This is a genomic window from Arthrobacter sp. 'calajunan' (genome assembly GCF_046940185.1).
GTDB lineage: Bacteria > Actinomycetota > Actinomycetes > Actinomycetales > Micrococcaceae > Glutamicibacter > Glutamicibacter soli.
Genome location: NZ_JBKZDY010000005.1, coordinates 154,548 through 176,528 on the forward strand (window position 1 = coordinate 154,548; position 21,981 = coordinate 176,528).

Here is a 21,981-nt window from a genome sequence, read left to right on the forward strand (position 1 = left end):
CTTGGAGCTGCAGGACGAGAGAGGGAGCACCCTTGCCAAGCGGGGAACCTGCCATTTTGCTTGGTTGTAGACGTTGGTTCGGCTCTCACACGGGCATGAACTTTTCGCTCAGAGTGGGTGAGTCTGGTCATCCTCATCCAATTGAACCGGCTCGAATGCGGAGAATGTACTCCTGCTGGCAAGAACCCTGAAGGCAAGGCCCATTAGAAGAGCGCCGGGGAAAAAGGCAAACAGCATATTACCCAGTCGAGCTCCCGACGAGTTGTCGGGACCCTGCGCGAAATCAACAGGGATGGCAATGTCCTTGTATCTGGGATCGATGACTACGAGCAGCTCATCACCCAGTTCCATGGATTTCTGCCCTACCGTGTTCCAGCTCAGTGCCATCCGCCGGTCGCCCACGTCAACCTTGGCCGGCTCTCCGGAGCGCCCGGTGATCTCGTGGGCTGCCAGCGTCGCGGTGATGTGCGGTTGCGTGCTGACGGCGTCTTGCGCGGCGCGCGCGTCCTGCGCATCGCTCACGATGAACGCCGCCGCTGAGGCAACGGACACCACCAGGCACACCAGGATCAGCGTGTAGCGGGCCTTGCGCGGCGCATGCTGCAAAGCCAATACCAGGCGTTCGAAACGGCCCGGGGCCGGTTTGACGCCCAGTTGGCGTAGCACGTGGGCAGGTCGGTCTGGTTTGAGCATGAACTGGTAGCCGATAGCCCACGTGCCTCCGGCCAGCATGAGCACGAAGAAAGCTCCGAGCATCCAGTCGGTTTCCGCGTCTTCTTCCAATTGCATAGGTGAGCTGTATAGGTGGTAGTAATACGGGTCAGCTGCCGGCATCCGCGGATCGGCAACGAGCTGGACCTCGGACCCCGGCTTGTACAGCTGATCCGTGCAGCTGGTTTGCGCGGTGTGTTCGCCGCCGTTGAGTTTCACCTGCACTGAGCAGTCGTCCACGTCTTGGGACAGTACCGTTGCACTCACCGTTGTTGAGTGCTTCATGAGGCCCGCGAGGTACAGGTTGTCCTGGTGGAAGGCTGCCGCGATTCCGGCGACCAGCAACGCCATGCCGAACACCATTGCGGCGACAATCCACTTGCGGGCCGCGCGTGTGGTGTTGAACCGCCGCAGCCGGGGTGGGCCGGGCTCTTCATTGCGGTGGTGCCGCATATGGCGGGCGCTCCCATCGCTTAGTCGGGGTATGTGGTCGAAGTATGTGTTCCATTAATGCACGAATGCCGCCGCGGATCCGAGTCGAGACTCGGTTCCGCGGCGGCATCAGCTGCCAGGCAGAAGCCTAGTGGCTGTGTGCTGCTTCCTCTTCCTCGGCTGGCTTGTCAGCCACGAGGGTTTCGGTGGTCAGCACCAGGGCTGCGATCGAAGCTGCGTTGCGCAGCGCCGAGCGGGTGACCTTGACCGGGTCGATGACGCCTGCGGAAAGCAGGTTCTCGTAGACGCCGGTCTTGGCGTTGAAGCCCTCGTTGGCGCCGGATTCGGCGACCTTGGAGGCCACCACGGAGCCGTCGAAGCCGGCGTTGGTGGCGATCCAGAACAGCGGCTGCACCAGTGCGCGGCGGACGATGGCCACGCCTGCTGCCACGTCGCCTTCGGCGGCGGTGGCGCGGGCATCCTCATCCAGTGCGGACAGGGCGTCGACCAGGGCGGTACCGCCGCCGGCCACGATGCCCTCCTCCAGCGCTGCACGGGTGGAGGACACGGCGTCCTCGATGCGGTGCTTGCGTTCCTTCAGTTCCACCTCGGTCGACGCGCCGACCTTGATGACGCCGATGCCGCCGGCCAGCTTGGCCAGGCGCTCGGAGAGCTTCTCGCGGTCCCATTCCGAATCGGTGCGGGACAGTTCGGCCTTCAGCTGGGCCACGCGGTCCTGGACGTCTTCCTCGGTTCCGGCACCGTCAACGATGGTGGTCGAATCCTTGGTGATGGTCACGCGGCGGGCCGAGCCGAGCACCTCGGTGCCGACCTGGTCCAACGACAGACCCAGCTCAGGGGTAACCACCTGGGCACCGGTGAGGATCGCCAGATCCTGCATCATGGCCTTGCGGCGGTCGCCGAAGCCCGGAGCCTTGACGGCTACCACGTTCAGCAGGCCGCGCAGCTTGTTGACCACCAGGGTGGACAGGGCTTCGCCCTCGACGTCCTCGGCGATGATCAGCAGCGGCTTCTTGGCTTCCAGGACCTTTTCCAGCAGCGGCAGGAATTCCGCCACGGTGGAGATCTTGCCCGGGTTGATCAGCACCAGTGCGTCTTCCAGGACAGCTTCCTGGCGCTCTGCATCGGTGATGAACTGCGGGGACAGGTAGCCCTTGTCGAACTGCATGCCCTCGGTGAGGACCAGCTCGGTGGCGGTGGTGGAGGATTCCTCGATCGTGATGACACCGTCGGTGCCCACGGTCTTGAAGGCCTCGGCCAGCAGGTCGCCGATTTCATCCGACTGCGCGGAGATGGCCGCCACGTTGGCGACCTTGTCCTCCACGGCCACGGCGTTGGCGGCCAGGCGCTCGGAGACGATCTCGGTGGCCAGCTCGATGCCCTTGCGGACATCGCCAGGCGCGGCCCCGGCGGCCACGTTCTTCAGGCCTTCCTTGACCAGTGCCTGGGCCAGGACGGTGGCGGTGGTGGTGCCATCGCCTGCAACGTCGTTGGTCTTGGTGGCGACTTCCTTGGCCAGCTGTGCGCCGAGGTTCTCGTATGGATCTTCCAGATCGATGTCACGGGCAATGGTGACACCGTCGTTGGTGATGGTCGGGGCGCCCCAGGTTTTGGCGAGCACCACGTTGCGGCCGCGTGGGCCGAGGGTGACCTTCACGGTGTTTGCGAGCTTGTCGATGCCCGCTTCGAGGGCACGGCGTGCTTCCTCGTTGAATGCTAGCTGCTTAGCCATGCATTGACTCCTGAAAGTTCGGCTGCATCCGCGTAGCTTCTCCCCCACGTCCGGCGAGCGCCGTGACGGTGGATGGCTAGTGGATGCCGCGAGGTTGGCGTTACTTTACGACGACTGCCAGAACGTCGCGAGCCGAGAGCACCAGGTACTCCTCGTTGCCGACCTTGACCTCGGTTCCGCCGTACTTCGAGTACAGGACTACGTCGCCTTCGGCTACGTCCAGCGGAATGCGGTTGCCGTTGTCGTCGATGCGGCCTGGGCCTACTGCGACAACGGTGCCTTCCTGCGGCTTTTCCTTGGCGGAGTCCGGAATAACCAGGCCCGAAGCGGTGGTGGTCACGGCTTCGACCTGCTTGATGACAATGCGGTCTTCGAGCGGCTTGATGGAGACAGACATGGTCTCTCCTTTTCGTGTATGAACCAATGGTGTAGGGGTGCGCCCTACTGGCATTGGACCAACCGTCGTCGCGGTGCCAGTTGGTGGTATCCAGTCAGGCGGTGTGGCATGCCAACGGCATGCCACCCACACATGACTTTAGGACGATTATTAGCACTCGGTCAAGGCGAGTGCTAACGAACGCACTAGTTCCCCGCCACGGTTCGCGCAGAGCGCACCTTGGCCGATTCCTCGATGTCTTCCGGAGCGGACAGATCCATCTTCATCAATGGGACGACCCTTGATTTGGTCACGAGCCTGTGGATCAACCAGAGCCCCAGGAAGAGCGGCAGGCCGATGTAGGCGGAGAGCACTTCCAGGCCGCGCCCGGCGAGCACCGCCTCGTAGTTCTGTCCCGCAATGACGGCAATGAGCATCACGAAAGCGAGCAACGGTCCCAACGGGAAGAACGGGGCACGGTAGGGCAGGTCCGACACGTCGTATCCCTGCGCCAGATAGCCACGGCGGAAACGGTAGTGGGACACCGCGATGCCCACCCAGACGATGAAGCCGCACAGGCCCGAGACGTTGAGCAGCCAGGCATACGCCGCGCCCTGTCCGATCAGCGCGGTGAGGAATCCGAAGAGTCCCACACCAGCGGTGGCGAACAATGCGGCCATGGGCACACCACGGGAGTTGGTGCGGCCGAAGATCTTCGGAGCCTTGCCGTCGTGGGCCATGGCGTAGAGCATGCGGGTCGAGGCGTAGAGTCCGGAGTTTCCGGCGGAGAGGATTGCGGTGAGGATGACGGCGTTCATCGCGGCTGCCGCGAAGGCGATGCCGGCACGCTCGAAGACCATGGTGAATGGCGAGGACGCCACGTCAGCTTCGCCGCTTGAGAGCAGGCTCGGGTCGGTGAACGGGATCAGGCAGCCGATGATGAAGATGGCGCCGATATAGAAGAGCATGATGCGCCAGAATACGCTGCGGATGGCTTTCGGGATTTCACGGCGGGGATCCTTGGCTTCGCCGGCCGCGACACCGACCAGCTCAGTGCCCTGGAAGGAGAACCCGGCGATCATGAACACGGCCATGATGGAAATCCATCCCCCATGGAAGACGTCTTGGCCTTCCCGCCAATTGGCGAGCGGGTCGGCATGGTCGCCCAGGATGCCGAAGATCATCAGGACGCCGGCCACCAGGAATGCGATGACGGTGACGACCTTGATCAGCGCGAGCCAGAACTCGCCTTCACCGAAGGCCTTGGCGGAAAGGGCGTTCAGCGCGGTCAGCACGAAGAGGAACCCTCCGGCCCAGACCCAGCCGGGGACGTCAGGCAGCCAGAAACTCATGACGATTCCCGCTGCCACCAACTCGGCCGCCACGGTGATGGCCCAGTTGAACCAGTAGTTCCAGCCGATGGCGAACCCGAAGGACGGCGAGACGAAACGGGTGGCATAGGTCTGGAAGGAACCTGCCACCGGGATCTTTGCGGTCATCTCCCCCAGCGACTGCATGAGCAGGTACACCATGAGTCCCACGGCGGCATAGGCGACGAGCGCCCCTCCCGGTCCGGCCTGGGCGATGGTGCCGCCGGAGGCCACGAACAGCCCGGTGCCGATGGAGCCGCCAATGGCGATCATCTGCAGATGCCGACTGCTGAGTTGTCGCTTGAGCTTGTGATCCGTTGCGTTGCCTGCTGTTTCCGGAGCGGGGACGGTGCTTCGTTGCGCCGTCGGCTGCCGTGTCGTTGTCTGCCTTAGTTTCATCACAGGTGACATACAACACCACGAGGCACCTCTCGTGCGACGTGGATCACTCGACAATTTCCCTGCCGCGAAACTCGCAACCTTGATCCTCAGAAAATGAAAACTCCGAGAAGGCTCCCGCAGCTCGCGCACCGTAAACCACATCATTGCCCAATCCGAAGATTGCCGTTGAAGCGACGTTAAGGATTAGCCTTTGCAACTCATTCAATGCTAGTGAATCAGAAAAACTTATTCTAGACTTGGGTACTTTCTCGGCTGATTGTCCCTTCTGCGCAACGTCCGGGAGCCTGACACCCGCTTGATACCCCAGTTTAGGGAGATCCAGAAAAATATCTGCAGGGCTGAATATGACGTAAATGTGACGTGAATTCGATATGCGGAAAGCCTCGATCGGGACCAAGCCCTTAGTTCATGCGTTCAGATGTCGATCCGCCCGGGCTTCGCAGGAATGGCTTTGTACGAAAACCTGCTGTCGCCCGACCGTGGGCGATCCTCGGCAAATTCGCCGCCACTCCCCCAATCAGCGGAACAAATACAGTGCTCTCGGCCGGTGGCCACGTAAACTTCACTGCAACAGCCATGGCCAGTGATTGACCTGCGGATCATTCGTCTAGGTGGAGGAACGCGGAATGTCGATTCACCGGCGAACGTTGGCAGGGCTCATGGCGGGAGGATGCCTGATTCTGACTGCATGCGCACCCGCGGGAGCCCATTTGTCGACCCAAACCGATGCATCGTCGATGGCTTGCACCCCTTCGGACGGGCAAGGGCAAATCGCCATCGCTCAGGTGCACATCCATGCGGACGGTTCCCGCCCTGTTCTCATACGTGAGGTGTCTCCCAAGAAATCCGACAACGTCCAAATAGAGAGTTTCGGCGTCATTCCGGACGGCGAGGAAGGATTCCGCGGCGTCTCGCTGCCTTCAGATCCCGATGCGCAGATTTCGACCAATCATGAAGCGGCAGCTGGCGAACATGCAACAGTTCAGCTCGTTGTGGCGCTCGTGAGCCCCCTCAAATCAGGGGTAGTTGAATCAGTGGAGCTGGAGTACGACGATCTTGGGCGGACGGGGAGCGAGACGGTCACAGCAGGGCTCCGAGCGCAGGTATTTCCGGCAGGTGAAGCCGTGCCGGATGACAGCATGTGCACGATGTCAGGCGAGTAGTCCCTGCTCCCTAACGGGCAAATCGTCCCCGCTACGCCCAGCAACTCGCACTGCCTGGCCCAAGCACGCAACCATGAAGACAACAAATCCCAGATACTCTTAAAGCATGGCGCAGGCTTCAAATGACTCAACACTGAACGAACAATTTGCCGCACTCCTGTCAGCTGACGGCTGGAGTCTTCTCTCGACTATCGACCCGTCCATGGTGGCCACCAAAGACGCGGCCTGGACGCTGAATGAGAAACTGCGCAAGGACGGGCATGACGCGCAGGTGATCCGGGCGGTGATTGCCCAGGCGGAACTTCGCTACCGGGCGCGAGTGAAATTCGGCCCCTTCGCCGATTCCTTGGTCTTCACTCCGGCTGGACTGGAACAGGCTACACGGCTGACCATCGCTGGACTTCACGCGCGCCGCTTCACTTCGGCAGGCTGCACCCACGTAGCCGACCTCGGTTGCGGAATCGGCACCGATTCAATTGCCTTGGCAAGCGCAGGCCTGCAAGTCACCGCGGTGGAAAAAGATGAAACGACCGCGGCTGCCACCACGCTTAACCTGATGCCATTCGAGAACGCCAAGGTTGTCCACGGCAGCGCCGAGGAAACCGACCTCACCGGAATCGACGGCGTCTGGCTGGACCCGGCCCGCCGCACCGATCAGGCAGGGAACACTCGTCGACTCTTCGACCCCGAAGCTTTCTCCCCTCCCCTGTCCTTTGTCGAGAAGCTCGTCGACGAAGGCAAGGACGTCGGGGTCAAGCTCGGCCCGGGCCTGCCTCATGACGCCATTCCGGATACCGCCGAAGCAGTTTGGATCTCCGACCACGGCTCCGTCATCGAAGCGTGCCTGTGGTTCGGCCGGCTCAGACGCGAAGGCATTGCCCGAGCCGCACTGGTGATCGACAAAGACGGCGCGCACGAACTGACCAGTCCGGTAACAGCGCAGGCTGACGTTCCAGCACCAGTGGGTGAGCTCCAGGAGCACGTCTATGAACCCGATGGCGCAGTGATTCGCTCGCACCTGATCTCCACGTTGCTGGAGTCCACCGGCGGGCACCTGCTAGACGAGCACATCGCCTACTTCACCCATGCGCAGCAGATCTCCACTCCATACGCGCGCGGTTACAAGGTCGTGGCAGTCCACGACTACAACGTGAAGAAGCTGCGCAGCTGGGTCAAGACCAATGGCATCGGCACCCTGGATATCAAAAAACGCGGGGTGGACGTGACTCCTGAAGAGCTGCGACGGATTCTGCTTGCCGGATCGCCCAAGAACGCCAAGAACAAAGCGACGCTGATGCTGGCACGTATTGGCGACAAGCGCGTAGCGTTCGAGGTTCAGCCCCACTGAGCACGTGTTTGTTACGCGTAACCTGCAGACATTGGTGCAATGGACTGACAAACCCCACGCACCAAATACAATGGTTACGGTTATCCTCCAATGGCTGTGGGGTACACCGGTTTATATACATGCCGGTTCAGGCCCCGTCTGGATCGACCTTGCAATGAAGGAGTCCCGTGCAGAAGATCAAATTTGCAGACTCAGCCCAGTCCACCATCGGTGTCGAATGGGAAATTGCACTCGTTGACCATGAAACTGCCGATCTATGCTCTGTCGCCGAGAGGGTCCTGTGCAAGCTCAAGGATGATGCCGGGATCTCCCACGAGGAAGAGCACCCGACCATCAAGCCCGAGCTTCTGATGAACACCGTGGAGGTCGTCACCGGCGTTCACCACACCGTTGCCGAAGCCGCGGCGGAACTGCGAGAGAACGTCCGTACCCTCAGCGAAGTCACGACCCCGATGGGTGTGGATCTGTACTGCGCTGGATCCCACCCCTTCGCTGCGCCCACTTCGCAGCCGGTAACCGATAAGGATCGTTACGCAAACCTGATCGACCGCACCCAGTGGTGGGGACGCCAGATGGTGATCTACGGGGTGCACGTCCATGTAGGTTTGAACGACCGCGAAAAGGCTCTTCCTATCACCGATGGCCTGATCAACTACCAGCCGCACTTCCAAGCGCTCAGCGCGTCGAGCCCATATTGGGGCGGCGAGGATACAGGCTACGCATCGCAGCGAGCGCTGATGTTCCAGCAGCTGCCCACCGCCGGCATCCCGTTCCATTTCAATACCTGGTCCGAGTATGAAGCTTACGTTGCCGACATGCTCTACACGGGCGTCATTGACGACATTTCGGAGATCCGCTGGGACGTTCGTCCGGTGGCACGTCTCGGTACCGTAGAAATGCGCATCTGCGACGGCATGAGCTCGCTGGAAGACATCAGCGCCATCACGGCGTTGACCCAATGCCTGGTGCACGACATGTCGCTGAGTCTCGAAGCAGGCAACAAGATCCCCGTTATGCCTGACTGGTATCGCGTCGAGAACAAATGGCGCGCAGCACGCTACGGTCTAGATGCAATCATCATTCTCAACGCCCAAGGCGATGAAATGCTGGTTACTGACCACCTACGTAGCGAGGTAAAGAGATTGACGCCAATATCCGAACAGCTGGGCTGCGCGGACGAGCTACAAGGCATCATCCGATTAATCGAGCGGGGTGCAGAGTACCAGCTGCAGCGCGAGGTGTTCGCTGCTTCGGGTGGCGATTTCCGCGAAATCGTCAGGAATAACGTTAGCCGAATGCTCACACAAGCCAACTGACCGCTTCAGCTAGGGAGCTGTACTCCCAACTACTGCTGCGCTGATATACGCACAAATAAGTTTCAGCAGGCAAACAATGAGGCAATACTCAAGATATGAAGGTGCCATGCTCGTTCAGAGCATGGCACCTTCAACGGTTCGGATCTGGCTTTCTGAAAAGCCGGACCCTAGCAATCCTGATGTGTTACTGCTTAGCGGGACAGCACGATCTGCGTCACCGGTTGCGATGAATCAGTAGCAAAGTCCAGTCCTGAAGGTTCAACACCGTCAGCAACTAATTGCGCACCAAGACCAGCAACCATTCCACCGTTGTCCGTGCATAGGCTAAATGGCGGTACAACCAACGCGATGCCAGCGGATGCGCACCGGGCCGCCAGCAGTTCACGCAGTCGCGTATTTGCAGCCACTCCCCCGCCCAGCAGCACCGTAGTGAGGTTGTTTTCCTTCATGGCACGCACTGCCTTGGCGGTGATCACGTCCACCACAGCTTCTTGGAAAGAAGCGGCGATGTCAGCGACCGGGATCGGCTCCCCTGCGGCTTCAAAGTGCTCCACACAACGTGCTACCGCGGTCTTGAGTCCGGAGAACGAGAAGTTGTTGCGGTGCTTGCCTGGATTCTCGGCGCTGCCGACGAACTTCGGCAGCGAGAGGCCGCGTGGGAATCGGAATGCCTTGCGGTCGCCGTCCTTGGCGGCCTTGTCGATGGCCGGACCACCTGGATAGCCGAGGCCTAGCAATCGGGCGACCTTGTCATAGGCTTCACCGGCGGCGTCGTCGATGGTCGAGCCCAGCAGGTGCACGTCGTTGGTCAGCGAGGTGACTTTCAGGATCTCGGTATGGCCTCCGGATACCAGCAGTGCGCCAAAGGTAGGGGGCAATACGGTGCCTTCTAGCACGCCGACACCTACGTGGGCGACCAAGTGGTTGATGCCATACAGCGGCTTGCCCGTGGCCAGCGCCAACGCCTTGGCGGCAGAGACGCCGACCATGAGAGCTCCGGCGAGCCCGGGACCGCTCGTGACGGCGATTGCGTCGATGTCATCCAGCGTCAGCTCCGCGGCGTCCAGCGCCTGTTGCAGGGTAGGTACGAAGGCTTCCAGATGGGCGCGGGCGGCGATCTCCGGGATCACGCCGCCGAAGCGCACGTGTTCGTCCATGGAGCTGGAGACGGCGTTGGCCAGCAGCTGGGTGCCGCGCACAATTCCGACGCCGGTTTCATCGCAGGAGGATTCGATTCCCAGTACTACCGGTTCTTTCGTGCTCATGCGGTGGGTTCCTCGTTTTTCTGCGTACGTTTTTCCTGCAGGGCATCCAGCTGCAGTCTCATGATCAGTGCGTCCACGCCGCCCTTGTAGTAGCGCTCTCGCCGGTGGATGGTGGTGAATCCCAGGGATTCATACAGTGCAATGGCGGTGGGGTTGTCGAAGCGGACTTCCAGCATGACATCCAGCGCCTTGGACTCCCGAGCTGTGTCGATCAACAGGTTCATGAGCTTCCTGCCCAGTCCCTGTCCCTGGTACGCCGGATCAATGCCGATGGTCTGCACATCGCTGATGGGCAGCACGGTGCACAATCCCGCGTAGCCGATGATCCGGCCTTGGTCTTCGTAAACCCAGTAGTTGCGGGTTTCGTGCTGAGCCAGCTCGGATTCGAAGGCGGCGACCGGCCAGGCATCCTCGGGAAACAGCCGGGTTTCCAGCTGGTGCACCGCGGGGATGTCGGCGCTGGTCATGGAGCGCAAGTTCACGCTCATGCCGTGGCTTCCTTGGCCTCGGCCTGCTTCATGAATGCCGGCACCTGGGCATCGGATTCGCGCAGGTACTGCGGCGCGGTGTTGGAAAGGTCCTTCCCGGCTGCCAGTTCCTTAAGCCCATGCTTAGCCAGGTACGCGGACTCGGCGATCCATTCGAAGGACTCGGGCTGCGGGGCGGCGCCGGCTTCTCGCAGGGCGTCTTCGTAGATTCCAGCGCCCACGCCGTACACCGGCAGTGCGGGCAGGGTGGCTGCCGCGGCCACGTGCGGGCCATCCGTCAAGGCGCCCTGGCGGTTGTACCTGGCCCAGTACACTTCCTTGCGGCGGGCGTCCGAGGCGACGATAAACTCGTCGGGCACCTCGTCCAGTTCCAGCACCCGTTCGGCGAGCGCATGCAGCGACATGACACCGTGCACCGGGACCTGCCAGACGAAGCCGAAGGTGCGCGCGGCGACCAGCCCTACGCGCAGGCCGGTGAACGGGCCCGGTCCGACGCCCACGATGATGCCTGCCAATTCGGGGCCCTGCTGGTCGTGGCCGGCCATCAGGTCGCGGACGTAGCCGGCCAGGGTTTCGGTCTGGTCGTTGCCCTTGGGCGAGGTGCGGGTGGCGATGACGGCTCCGGTGTCGGCATCGATCAGTGCGACCGAGGCGTGGGCGGAGGTGTCGATGGACAGGTAGTTAGGCATGTAGTTCTCCGGTGTGCACGGCGTTTAGCAGCGTGCTCTTCAGATGTTCGAAAGCTGGTTCGCCCCAGCGCGGGCCGATGGCCTTGAGGGTGAACAGACGTGGTTCGTCCAGGTCCGCTTCTTCTTCCCACGGATTCACGGTCTGCTCTTCAGTTGCGGCGAGCGTTTCGCGGTCCAGCTGCAGTTCCAGTCGGGAGTCGGTCAGGTGCTCGACCTTACCCAGTCCCCACTCGACCACGGTGACCGATTCGGGCAGCGTGGATTCCAGGTCAAGGGTGTCCACGTCATTCTGGTCCTTGAGCCGGTAGGCGTCTACGTGGATCAGCCCGGGGCCTTCGACCAGTGAGGGATGCTGGCGGGCAAGCACGAAGGTCGGGGAGATGATTCCCTCGCGGACTTTCAAGCCCACCCCCAGCGATTGGGTCAGGGTGGTTTTTCCCGCGCCCAGTGCGCCGGTGAGGATGACCAGGTCCCCTGCCTGCAACTGGGTGCCCAGTGCGGTGCCCAGCGCCTCGGTGGCGTCGAGGTTGTTCAACTGTACGGTGAATTCCTTGGTCGTCTCACTCACCGGCTTCTCCCCAGCTGCCCTGGATGTAGTAGCGCGGCACGCGCGGCGAGATGCGGGTGACCACCTCATAGTTGATGGTGTTCGCGGCGTAGGCCCAGGTGTTGACGCTCTGGCCACCCTCGCCGAAGATCACTGCCTCGACGCCCAGGAAGTCCGCCGGGTCCGCGTCCGGGCCCAGGTCGATGACGCACTGGTCCATGGCGATGCGGCCGCGCACCGGGTAGCTCTTGCCGTTGATGGTCACCGGCGCTCCGGTAGCGATGCGCGGCAGGCCATCGGCGTAGCCGAGCGGGATCAGGCCCAGATAGGTTTCCGCGGTGGTGTGGTAGCTCAGCCCGTAGGAGACGCCTTGGTTGAGGGGGACCTTCTTGACGTTGGCCACGCGGGTCACCAGCTTCATGGCAGGGCGTAGGCCGAAGGAGCCAGGAGTTTCATTCTCGAAGGGACTCAGGCCGTAGAGGCCCAGACCGAGTCGCACCAGCTCGTGGTGCGAGTCCGGGCGGGAGAGGATGCCCGGGGTGTTGGCGATGTGGCGCACTTCCAGGTCGAAGCCCGCGGCTTCCACCAGCGCGATGGCTTCGTCGAAGACGGCCAGCTGCATGTCGGTTTCTGGGCGCTCTGGTTCATCGGCCACGGCCAGGTGGGAGAAGATGCCGACCACGCGCAGCAGTCCGGCTTCCTGGTATTCGCTGGCACGCTGCAGCAGGCCCGGGAGGTCTGCCATGGTGGAGCCGTTGCGGCCGAGCCCGGTGTCCACCTTCAGGTGAATGCGTGCGGGGGCCTGAAGTCGTTGGGCGGCCGCGGCGATGGCGTCCAGATCCCAGCCTGAGACTCCGAGGTCGATGCCGGCCGCGATGGCGTCGTCGAAGGGTGTGTCGTGGGTGTGGAGCCAAGCGAGCATCGGTGCTTCAATCCCGGCTTTCCGCAGTGCTAAAGCTTCGGTGACGTGAGCGCAGCCAACCCAGCTGGCGCCGGCTTCCAGCGCCGCGGTAGCGACCTGCAGTGCGCCATGCCCATAACCGTCCGCCTTGACTACGGCCATGACCGCGGCCGGGGCGACGAGGTCGACTACCTGCTTGACGTTGTTGCGGATTGCGGAGAGGTCAATGACTGCCCGGCGTTCCCACGGGGAGAAAGCAGGTGTCGCCAGTCCGGCAGAATTGTTGCTTTGCTCAAGTGCTTCAGAGTTCACCCTTCCATCTTCCCACTTTTCGGCCTCTCATGCCGTCACCTCCCCTGCGCGCTCCGCCACAGCAACCTGTGGCGTTAAATTCGTGGGGCGGGCCGGCCGACCCGGAGGTCTGGCGGCCCGCCCCTGAAAGCGAGTGATGATGATAAAGCTGGGGTTGTTAGCGCAGAGACTTGATCTCGTCGCGGATCTGTTCCAGCAGGGCCAGCTGCGGATCCGGCTCGGCTTCTTCCTCTTCCTCGGTGATGCCGCGGCGGCGGTTGAGCATCTCGGTGGCCTTGTTCATTGGCATGACCAGCGCGAAGTAGACTGCGGCGGCGATCAGCAGGAAGTTGACCAAGGCGGTAATGAATACACCGAGCTTGATTTCGACACCATTAATGGTGAAGAGCAGGAAGGCGTCGAAGTTCGGGGAGCCGACCAGAGCTGCGATCAACGGCATCAGCACGTTGTCGACCAGCGCGGTCACTACGGCGCCGAATGCGGCACCGATCACCACGGCAACGGCCAGATCGACAACGTTGCCTTTCATAATAAAATCGCGGAAACCCTTAAGCATGGTTCGAGCTTACACAGCAATTTCCCAGTACAACAGGATTTCGGACACCCGAATTCGACCTGTTCGACAAAATCACACGTACTGTTTAGGGTTCATTAGATCTTTCGCAACAGCATTCGGCGTACCGAATGGTCGGCCGCCTTGCGCAGCACCAGCTGGGCTCGGCCCCGGGTGGGCAGCACGTTTTCCTTGAGGTTCGGAGCATTGATCCGGGACCAGATGTCATGGGCGGTGGCGCGCGCTTCTTCATCGGTCAGTTTCGCGTACCGGTGGAAGTAGGATGCCGGATCCGAGAAGGCGCCCGAGCGCAGCTTCATGAAGCGGCGGATGTACCATTCCTCGATGTACTGGGTCTTGGCATCCACGTAGACACTAAAGTCGAAGAAGTCGCTCAGCGCCAAACCCACAGTTCCATCGGAACGGGTCCGTGCCGGCTGGAGCACGTTCAGGCCTTCCACAATCAACACCTGCGGCGAGCGCACGTACTGGCGCTGGCCGGGAATGATGTCATAGGTCAGATGCGAGTACACCGGTGCGCTGACTTCCGGGACCCCGGACTTCACCGCGGAGACGAAACGCAGCAGTGCGCGGCGGTCGTAGGATTCCGGGAAGCCCTTGCGCTGCATGATGCCGCGGCGCTCAAGCTCCGCATTGGAATACAGGAAACCGTCGGTGGTGATCAACTGGACGTCAGGGGTCTCGGGCCAGCGGCGCAGCATCTCGCGCAGCACGCGCGCGGTGGTCGACTTTCCTACCGCCACGGAACCGGCCACTCCGATCACGAACGGGGTCTGGCGGGTTTGTTCCCCCAAGAAGGTCGTGGTGGCCCGATGGGTTGCACCAGCCCCTTCTACATATAAGGAAAGCAGGCGACTGAGTGGAAGGTATACGTCACGCACTTCCTGCAGGTCCAGGGTGTCGCCCAGGCCGCGCAGGCGCTCGATGTCGTCCTGGTTCAGCGGCTGTTCCATCTGGTTGGAAAGCCGCGCCCAAGTTTCGCGTTCGAGGTCTACGAAAGGCGTAACTGTTGATTCGAGTGTGTCGTGTGGTTCCACGAGGACAAATTCTGCCAACAAGTAGTGCCACAACCCAAATAACTCCGATTTAACACTCAGTCTTGCTTGGCCAAAACAACGCGCGCAGGTGACCTATCGCACAGTGTTTTTTGAGTGCTCTGCCACGATTAGTTCCATCGTTTGGCCGTGAGCCGGTAGTCTTTTTTCCATGTGCGGAATTGTAGGATATGCAGGAACCTCAAGCGCGAACGCCGACCACGGCGCCCTTGACGTTCTGATTGAAGGCTTGCGCCGATTGGAATACCGAGGTTACGACTCGGCCGGTGTGGCAGTCGTGGCTGACGGCGCTATTCATTCCAGGAAGAAAGCCGGCAAGCTGGTCAACCTGGAGAACGAAATTGCTCAGGCACCACTACCGGAGTCTGTGACCGGCATCGGCCACACCCGTTGGGCCACCCACGGCGGTCCAAGCGACGGAAACGCCCACCCACACCTCGCCGACGGCGGCAAGCTGGCAATGATCCACAACGGCATCATTGAGAACTTCGCCGGCATCAAGGCCGAGCTCCTCGCCGACGGCGTCGAGTTCCTTTCCGAGACCGATACCGAAGTTGCAGCAGCCCTGCTGGGCAAGATGTACTCCAACGGTGCCGACGGAGATTTGACCAAGGCCATGCAGCTTGCAGTACAGCGCCTCGAAGGCGCCTTCACCCTGCTGGCAGTCCACCAGGACCACCCGGGTGTTGTCGTGGCGGCACGCCGCAACTCCCCGCTGGTGCTGGGCCTGGGCGACGGCGAGAACTTCCTGGGATCCGACGTTTCCGGCTTCATCGACTTCACCCGTCGTGCGGTGGAACTGGGCCAGGACCAGATCGTGACCATCACCCCGGAGAGCCACTCCATCACCGACTTCGACGGCAATCCTGCCGAAGGCAAGGAATTCACCGTCGACTGGGACGCAGCCAGCGCAGAGAAGGGCGGCTTCCCATCCTTCATGGAGAAGGAAATCTTCGACCAGCCTGCCGCCGTGGCAGACACCCTGCTGGGCCGCTCCGACGCCGAGGGCCGCCTGACCCTGGACGAGCTGCGCATCGACGCCGAAGACCTGACCAAGATCAACAAGATCGTGGTGCTTGCCTGCGGTACCAGCGCCTACGCCGGCCAGGTCGCCAAGTACGCCATCGAGTCCTGGTGCCGTATCCCGGTGGAGGTGGAGCTCTCCCACGAGTTCCGCTACCGCGAGCCAATCGTGGACAAGAAGACCCTGATCGTTTCGATCTCCCAGTCGGGCGAAACCATGGACACCCTGATGGCGGTGCGCTACGCCAAGGAGCAGGGCGCCAAGACCATGTCCATCTGCAACACCAACGGATCCACCATCCCGCGTGAATCCGATGCGGTGCTGTACACCCACGCAGGTCCCGAGATCGCGGTGGCTTCCACCAAGGCGTTCCTGGCTCAGATCACCGCCACCTACCTGCTGGGCCTGTACCTGGCACAGCTGCGCGGCAACCTGTTCTCCGGCCAGATCAAGGACATCCTGGCAGACCTGGGCAAGATCCCGGCCAAGATCCAGGACATCCTGGACCGCAGCGGCGAGATCAAGGAACTGGCCCGCTCCATGGCCGATGCGTCCTCCGTGCTGTTCTTGGGCCGCCACGTCGGCTACCCGGTCGCCATGGAAGGCGCGCTAAAGCTCAAGGAGATCGCGTACATCCACGCCGAGGGCTTCGCCGCCGGCGAGCTGAAGCACGGCCCGATCGCCCTGATCGACGACGGCCAGCCGGTCTTCGTGGTGGTTCCGTCCCCACGCGGCCGCGACTCGCTGCACTCCAAGGTTGTTTCCAACATCCAGGAAGTCCGCGCCCGAGGCGCCAAGACCCTGGTCATCGCGGAAGACGGCGACGACGCGGTCAAGGACTTCTCCGAGTTCGTGTTCTATGTTCCGGAGACCCCGACCCTGCTGATGCCGCTGCTGGCCACCGTGCCGCTGCAGATCTTCGCCTGCGAGCTGGCTACCGCCAAGGGCTTCGACGTCGACCAGCCACGCAACCTGGCCAAGTCGGTGACCGTGGAGTAATCCACCGGTTTCCATGCCATTAACTGCGGGTGTCCTCATGATGGGAGGGCGCCCGCAGTTTTATTGCCTCGCCGACGGACTGGATAAACTGGAAGGCATGATTGCTGGAATTGGCGTAGACATTGTCGACGTGCCGCGCTTCGGGCGGCAGCTGGAAAAGACACCACGACTGCACGACCGGCTGTTCACCGAGGTTGAGCGAGGGCTCCCGCTGCGCTCCCTGGCCGCACGCTTCGCAGCCAAAGAAGCCGTCGCCAAGGCCCTCGGGGCTCCAGCGGGAATGAACTGGCAGGACTGCAGCATCCTTAAGGACGAAGCCGGCGATCCGCAGATCCACGTCACCGGCACCGTGGCGGAAGCCAGCAGGCAACGGGGCATCACCTCATGGCATCTGACCATGTCCCACGACGGAGACATGGCCATTGCCATGGTTGTCGCCGAACGCGCATAACCCGCTTTACGACACGAAGGCGAATAAAACCAGCGTTGCAGGTAAAGGATGAGTATTGTTTGACTTATGATCCCCGTCTACAGTCTTGCCCAGGTTCGTTCGGTAGAAGCGCAGGAGATTTCACGTCGGTCTGACACCGCCTTGATGAAACAGGCAGCGAGCGCGCTGGCGGCCGAAGCCGTGGACATGCTCGGCGAGCAGCCGGTCGCTCCTGGCACCCTGGTGGTCGGCCTGATTGGCCCGGGCAACAACGGCGGAGACGGACTCTATGCCCTGTCCCAGCTGGAAGACCAAGGTTATGCAACTGCCGCGCTGCAGTGCGCCTCGTCGGTGCATTCCGAAGCATTGTCCGTCTACGAATCGGCTGGCGGACGGATCCAGCCGCTTTCCAAGGGCACCGAGACCCTCAGCAAGGCAACCCTGATCATCGACGCGCTGTACGGACTTGGCTACCGTTCCGGGGCGGAACTGCCTCTGATTCCACGGAATTCACGTGTGCTGGCCTGCGATCTGCCTTCCGGCCTGGACCCTGAAACCGGCGTCGCGGATGACAAGGTGCTGCTGGCCGAACGGACCGTCACTTTCGGCGCGATGAAGTCGGGCCTGCTGACCGGCGACGGGCCGCTGGCCACAGGGGACATTACCGTGGTTCCGCTGGATTTCGATTTCACCGGCCAAGCACCCCAGACGAACCTCGTCGACAAGCAAGCGGCCTTGGAGCTGCTTGACGCCCACCGCTCTTGGCGTGATGCCGGGCGCCACAAGTACCAGCGGGGCGTGCTCGGCCTGATCGCAGGCTCGTCGCTGTATCCGGGAGCCGCGCAGCTGACCGCCCGGGCAGCGGTTAATTGCGGCATCGGTCTGCTGCGCACCCATGTGCCCGAAGACGTCGCGGCCCTGCTGGCCGTGGCAGTTCCCGAAACCGTTCCGCTGGACGATGACCAGATCCGGGAAGCGCTCTCCTCGGCCCGCCGGTACGTGCACGGGCGCGGTGCCAAGATCTCGGCTTGGGCCATCGGGCCCGGCCTGGACAGCCGCACTCCCCCGACCGGCGCGATCGCCGAGGTCTTCGCCAGCCGCCAGCCAGCCGTCATCGACGCTTCGGGTCTGGAGCTCGTGCCCGCTGGCCCCAGCGAACAGCCACGTGTGCTGACTCCGCACGCCAAGGAACTGTGGATGCTGCTGCGCCGTGCCGGCGTGACCGTCACCATCGAGGAGATCGCGGCGGCTCCAATCCGCTGGACTCGCTGGGCGGCGCTGGCCTACAACGCAGTTGTCCTGCTCAAGGGGCCGACCAACTACATCGTGGCTCCGGACGGCAGCAGCTTGGTGGTCAGCCATACCGCCCCGCAGCTCGCCACAGCTGGCAGCGGCGACGTGCTGACCGGCATCCTGGGCTACTTGCTCTCGGACAGCTCGCTGACCGGCGTGAACGGCGTGCAGACCGTCTCCAACCGCCGCATGATGGAACTGGCCGCGTGCGCTGCCGTCATCCACGGAGAGGCCGGCCGGGCCGCGGCTGCCTGTGGAACCGTCAACGCGTCGCGCCTCATCGAGCTGCTGCCCGGAGTCATGAAGCGTTTCGGGTTCTAGCTTCCCGATGTCCTGCTACCGTCCGGACGCGGTTTGCCCTTGGCGTGCCTCCGGTTCCGTAGGCTGACCGACCCCGCGGGAACCCATCAGGGATCGGTAGAGCCGCAGGTGGGCTTCGGCCAGGGCCTCGCGTTGCTCACGGCGTCCTTGTGCGTCCATCCCCGGGACGTACGGCAGGGAAAGCTGGCGTTGGAGCGCGTGGCGCAATGAGTCCGCGTCTGCCTGCTCGCCGTCCCAGCGGTAGCTGGCCACGGAGGCGTCCTGATCCGAGTAGTAGCCGCAGTCCGGGGCGATGACTGCCGTGCCCGCGTCCAGTGCGGCTTCAAGCCATCCGGAGTGCGTGCCGTAGCGGTACGGCAGGACATTCACGTCGAGACTGCCGAAATAGTCGAACAATTCAGTTTCGCTAAAGTACTCGTGCGCCACGAGATCCCAGCGCCCAGCGTCATGACCTGCCGCGAGGAACTCGGCGAGCGCTGGGAGGTATTCCTTGTTCTGCGGGTCCACCACTTGCCGGTGGATGTTGACCTGCAGCTTGCAGCCGGGCAGGTCCTCCACGATCTGCGCCAACGGCTCGATCACCTGCTCCGACAAGTTGCGACGCATCTCCTTTAGGTGCACCCCGATCCTGCGGCCCCGCTGGCTATCGCCGCGTGACTGCGCCCGCTGCTCCCGAAGCCGGTCCATGGTCGAGAAGTCGATCACGTGCGGATGCGGCAAGACGTAGCAGCTGCGCCCCCAGCGTTGCGAGATCTCGTCCGCCGCGCCTTGGGTCAAGGTGATCAGCGCATCGGCCGCCGGGATCAGCACCTCCAGCAGCGCCTCATGCGCATTGGGATCCGGCTGGTGGGGGTTGATCAGGTCATGCACGGTGTACACCAGAGGCTTGCCGGCGGCGCGAAGTTCGGCTACCGTCTGCCGGAGCGTTTGCGGATCCAGGGCATCGAAACCGAAATGCACGTGCATCAGATCGAAGCTGCCGCTGTTCTTCCGGATCCAGTCTGGTTCGAGCATGCGCGGCGGCCACCAGGCGGATTGCTGGCTTCGCGGTCCCCCCGCGGGTTCCGGATCCTGCAAGCGCCGCACCAAGCCAGTCCCCTCCGCGTCGGGCAGCTGGAGATGGCGGATGTAGACCTGGCTGTAGGGCACGGAGGCTACGCGGATCGGCGTGGGGATCTTCTGTGAACTCACGGTTTCTCCTGCGGGGATCGTGGTGGGAAGGCTACGTTGGAAGGCGGAAGCATCACGTGAGCGCGCTGCCCCGCCAGCGTGGAAAGGTTGGAAGATGGCTCTGGATTTCTCGGTTCTGGTAATTGCCCACCAACGGCACGGGCACCTGCAACGCCTGCTTGACGGGGTGAATCGCAGCGCCCTTCAGCCGGCGGAAATCATCGTCGCCTACATGGACGAGCCCGACCCGGCACCCGTTGAATCCGCAGTGCCGGTGACCTCCGTGCACGTGGCCTCGTATCCTGGGGAACAGGGACTGCCGTTGGCGCGAGCCCGGAACCATGCCGCCAAGCACGCGCAAAGCCGGTACCTTGTGTTTCTGGACGTGGACTGCATTCCTGCCCCTGGCACCTTCGGAATCCTGCTTGACTGGCTCCGCCGGCAACCAGTGCTCGCCATGGCCGAGCCGCGATACCTCGCCCAGCCCCTGGGCCCCGGGCCTACCCCGGACGCCGAGGAGCTGACCCGGCGTTCCACACCGCACCATTTGCGGGCCGAACTGCCCATGGATACGCCCTGCGAGCGCCATGAAATGTTCTGGTCGCTGGGATTCGGGATCCGCGCCGAGGACTTCATTCGCCTGGACGGTTTCTCGACCGGTTATGCCGGCTACGGTGCGGAGGACACGGATTTCGGCTTCAAAGCCAGTGCTTTGGGCTTGCCGGTGGTATTCACGCCGGGTACCGTATTCCACCAGCATCATGGGGTGGTCAAGCCCCCGCTGAACCATTTCGCCGACATCATCCAGAATGCACGCACTTTCCGAGCTACCTGGCATGGCTGGCCGATGTCCGGTTGGCTCCGGGCTTTCGAAGAGCGCGGCCTGGTCGCTTGGGATCCCCAAGGCGAAGACCTGACGATTCTGCGCCACCCGAGTGCTGAAGAGATCCGCGCCGCGCACAGCATGGATGCCTACTAGCCAGGTCATGACTCGCACAGACTGGAGAACATGCGCCGCAACCCTGCGGTGAACTCGTCCTGGCTGACAAGCAGCGTCCGAGCCAGGGCTGATCCGTCCCTGCCTGCGACCTTGGCCAGTGTCCCCTCCCAGTCTACCGGTTCGTCCCAGGACTCCAGCATGGCGCATCCCCCGGCTTCATGCAGCATGCGGGCAAAAACTGCCTGCTCCGCATGAGGCCGTTCTTCGGGGATCAGCATGGTGGGCCGCTTGCTGGCGGCCGCCGCGGCGACGGCATTGTGGCCCGAGGAGGAAATGACCACGTCTGCGGCATCCAGCCATTGCTCCGGATGCTCGACCGTGCCGTGCAGCCGCAGGTTCTCCGGCAATCTGTCAGTTGCCCCGTGGACGGATCCGATGACCTCCCAACTCCAGCTCGGGCTGCGGACCGCGGCCTTCACGAGCCTTGAGGAGTCCACCGAGGCGGCCAGCGAGGTCTGGACGACTACACGCCGTGTGCCCTCGCAGTCTTGGGCGGGAGCTCGGACCGAAGCCCGGGTTGCGACGGGTCGAGCAGCATGCGGCGCAGGAGTACCCAGATAGAAGCTCTTCTGCGCGTAGGAATCACGGTGCAAGGGCTCCTCGAGGTGCTGCGGATAATACGCAAAGAGGGCATCTGCGAGATCGTAGGCCATGCAATGCGGGCGGTCCGTACGGACCCCGGGCATCCTGCGCAGCGCCACGCGATACCCGCTCAGCCGGGCGAAGAGCGCCACTTCGACCGATACGTCCACCATCACCAGATCGGGTCCAAAGGCTTTCCATCCCGCGTTCAGCGCGGCGAAGCGTTCCACGATTGGCTTTCCGGTCGGGGCATAGTGCAAATGGCCGCTGGTTGGGGCAAAGTGCAGCTGGCTTGATCCCTCGTCCGCTTCCAGCGGCACGTACTGCACGTTGTCCGCGAAGAGTTTTCGGGATGCAGTCCCGGTGCTGGCCACTTGCAGCTCCGCGAGCCCGGTGGCGGCCAACCGCTGGGCATGGCGCAAATGTCCGGATCCCATGTGGTGCGCATAGTAGGAAATTC

20 protein-coding genes are annotated in these 21,981 nt (G+C 62.6%); 7 read left to right on the plus strand and 13 right to left on the minus strand.

The window, feature by feature from the left end; translation table 11 throughout:
• Positions 1–108: 108 nt before the first annotated feature.
• The 4 genes from RF641_RS09845 to RF641_RS09860 form a co-directional block, all read right to left on the minus strand.
• Positions 109–1,164: a hypothetical protein gene (locus tag RF641_RS09845; protein ID WP_424573092.1), complete on the minus strand. Its 1,056-nt coding sequence runs from the start codon at positions 1,162–1,164 to the stop codon at positions 109–111.
• A gap of 127 nt (positions 1,165–1,291) precedes the next feature.
• Complete coding sequence (gene groL, locus RF641_RS09850; RefSeq protein ID WP_047119634.1) at positions 1,292–2,896, minus strand: chaperonin GroEL; 1,605 nt, start codon at positions 2,894–2,896, stop codon at positions 1,292–1,294.
• Between the two features lie 100 nt (positions 2,897–2,996).
• The gene (gene groES, locus RF641_RS09855; RefSeq protein ID WP_013349608.1) at positions 2,997–3,293 is read right to left on the minus strand and encodes a co-chaperone GroES; all 297 of its coding nucleotides are present in this window, start codon (positions 3,291–3,293) and stop codon (positions 2,997–2,999) included.
• A 185-nt stretch (positions 3,294–3,478) separates the two neighbouring features.
• Complete coding sequence (locus RF641_RS09860; protein ID WP_047119635.1) at positions 3,479–4,915, minus strand: amino acid permease; 1,437 nt, start codon at positions 4,913–4,915, stop codon at positions 3,479–3,481.
• A gap of 839 nt (positions 4,916–5,754) precedes the next feature.
• Here RF641_RS09860 and RF641_RS09865 point away from each other — a divergent pair.
• The 3 genes from RF641_RS09865 to RF641_RS09875 all read left to right on the plus strand — a co-directional run bounded on the left by RF641_RS09865 (position 5,755) and on the right by RF641_RS09875 (position 8,871).
• The gene (locus tag RF641_RS09865) at positions 5,755–6,207 is read left to right on the plus strand and encodes a hypothetical protein (RefSeq protein ID WP_424573093.1); all 453 of its coding nucleotides are present in this window, start codon (positions 5,755–5,757) and stop codon (positions 6,205–6,207) included.
• A gap of 202 nt (positions 6,208–6,409) precedes the next feature.
• A complete protein-coding gene (locus RF641_RS09870) occupies positions 6,410–7,555 on the plus strand; it encodes a THUMP-like domain-containing protein (protein WP_424573094.1) in 1,146 nt (381 codons plus the stop codon).
• Between the two features lie 167 nt (positions 7,556–7,722).
• Positions 7,723–8,871 (plus strand): glutamate--cysteine ligase, encoded by a 1,149-nt coding sequence (locus tag RF641_RS09875; protein WP_047119638.1) that lies wholly within the window; start codon positions 7,723–7,725, stop codon positions 8,869–8,871.
• 191 nt (positions 8,872–9,062) lie between these two features.
• Here RF641_RS09875 and tsaD read toward each other — a convergent pair whose 3' ends face one another.
• The 7 genes from tsaD to coaA form a co-directional block, all read right to left on the minus strand.
• On the minus strand, positions 9,063–10,136 hold the full coding sequence (tsaD, locus tag RF641_RS09880) for a tRNA (adenosine(37)-N6)-threonylcarbamoyltransferase complex transferase subunit TsaD (RefSeq protein ID WP_120989142.1): 1,074 nt from the start codon (positions 10,134–10,136) through the stop codon (positions 9,063–9,065).
• On the minus strand, positions 10,133–10,624 hold the full coding sequence (gene rimI / locus RF641_RS09885) for a ribosomal protein S18-alanine N-acetyltransferase (RefSeq protein ID WP_047119640.1): 492 nt from the start codon (positions 10,622–10,624) through the stop codon (positions 10,133–10,135). The genes tsaD and rimI overlap by 4 nt, the downstream gene beginning before the upstream one ends.
• Positions 10,621–11,313, minus strand: a complete 693-nt coding sequence (gene tsaB / locus RF641_RS09890; protein ID WP_113607423.1) for a tRNA (adenosine(37)-N6)-threonylcarbamoyltransferase complex dimerization subunit type 1 TsaB — start codon at positions 11,311–11,313, stop codon at positions 10,621–10,623. Before tsaB ends, rimI begins: the two co-directional genes overlap by 4 nt.
• Complete coding sequence (gene tsaE / locus RF641_RS09895) at positions 11,306–11,881, minus strand: tRNA (adenosine(37)-N6)-threonylcarbamoyltransferase complex ATPase subunit type 1 TsaE (RefSeq protein WP_053798516.1); 576 nt, start codon at positions 11,879–11,881, stop codon at positions 11,306–11,308. Before tsaE ends, tsaB begins: the two co-directional genes overlap by 8 nt.
• Entirely contained in the window at positions 11,874–13,031 is a 1,158-nt protein-coding gene (alr, locus tag RF641_RS09900; RefSeq protein ID WP_424573140.1) for an alanine racemase, read from the minus strand. The genes tsaE and alr overlap by 8 nt, the downstream gene beginning before the upstream one ends.
• Before the next feature lie 199 nt (positions 13,032–13,230).
• Positions 13,231–13,629, minus strand: coding sequence for a large conductance mechanosensitive channel protein MscL (gene mscL / locus RF641_RS09905; protein WP_047119643.1), 399 nt, complete (start codon positions 13,627–13,629; stop codon positions 13,231–13,233).
• A 95-nt stretch (positions 13,630–13,724) separates the two neighbouring features.
• Positions 13,725–14,684 (minus strand): type I pantothenate kinase, encoded by a 960-nt coding sequence (gene coaA, locus RF641_RS09910; RefSeq protein WP_082124065.1) that lies wholly within the window; start codon positions 14,682–14,684, stop codon positions 13,725–13,727.
• 169 nt (positions 14,685–14,853) lie between these two features.
• Here coaA and glmS point away from each other — a divergent pair, with 169 nt between their 5' ends.
• The 3 genes from glmS to RF641_RS09925 all read left to right on the plus strand — a co-directional run bounded on the left by glmS (position 14,854) and on the right by RF641_RS09925 (position 18,769).
• Complete coding sequence (glmS, locus tag RF641_RS09915) at positions 14,854–16,725, plus strand: glutamine--fructose-6-phosphate transaminase (isomerizing) (protein WP_047119644.1); 1,872 nt, start codon at positions 14,854–14,856, stop codon at positions 16,723–16,725.
• 97 nt (positions 16,726–16,822) lie between these two features.
• Positions 16,823–17,176 (plus strand): holo-ACP synthase, encoded by a 354-nt coding sequence (locus RF641_RS09920; protein ID WP_047119645.1) that lies wholly within the window; start codon positions 16,823–16,825, stop codon positions 17,174–17,176.
• A gap of 144 nt (positions 17,177–17,320) precedes the next feature.
• Positions 17,321–18,769, plus strand: a complete 1,449-nt coding sequence (locus tag RF641_RS09925; protein WP_424573095.1) for an NAD(P)H-hydrate dehydratase — start codon at positions 17,321–17,323, stop codon at positions 18,767–18,769.
• 15 nt (positions 18,770–18,784) lie between these two features.
• On the opposite strand, the gene RF641_RS09930 is transcribed toward RF641_RS09925, so the two are convergent.
• Positions 18,785–19,960, minus strand: coding sequence for a glycosyltransferase (locus tag RF641_RS09930; RefSeq protein WP_424573096.1), 1,176 nt, complete (start codon positions 19,958–19,960; stop codon positions 18,785–18,787).
• Positions 19,961–20,054: 94 nt separating this feature from the next.
• Between RF641_RS09930 and RF641_RS09935 the strand changes: the two genes are divergently transcribed.
• Complete coding sequence (locus RF641_RS09935) at positions 20,055–20,918, plus strand: glycosyltransferase family 2 protein (protein WP_424573097.1); 864 nt, start codon at positions 20,055–20,057, stop codon at positions 20,916–20,918.
• 5 nt (positions 20,919–20,923) lie between these two features.
• Here the strand turns inward: RF641_RS09935 and RF641_RS09940 are convergent, their stop codons facing one another.
• Positions 20,924–21,958, minus strand: a complete 1,035-nt coding sequence (locus RF641_RS09940) for a glycosyltransferase (RefSeq protein WP_424573098.1) — start codon at positions 21,956–21,958, stop codon at positions 20,924–20,926.
• Between the last annotated feature and the right edge of the window lie 23 nt (positions 21,959–21,981).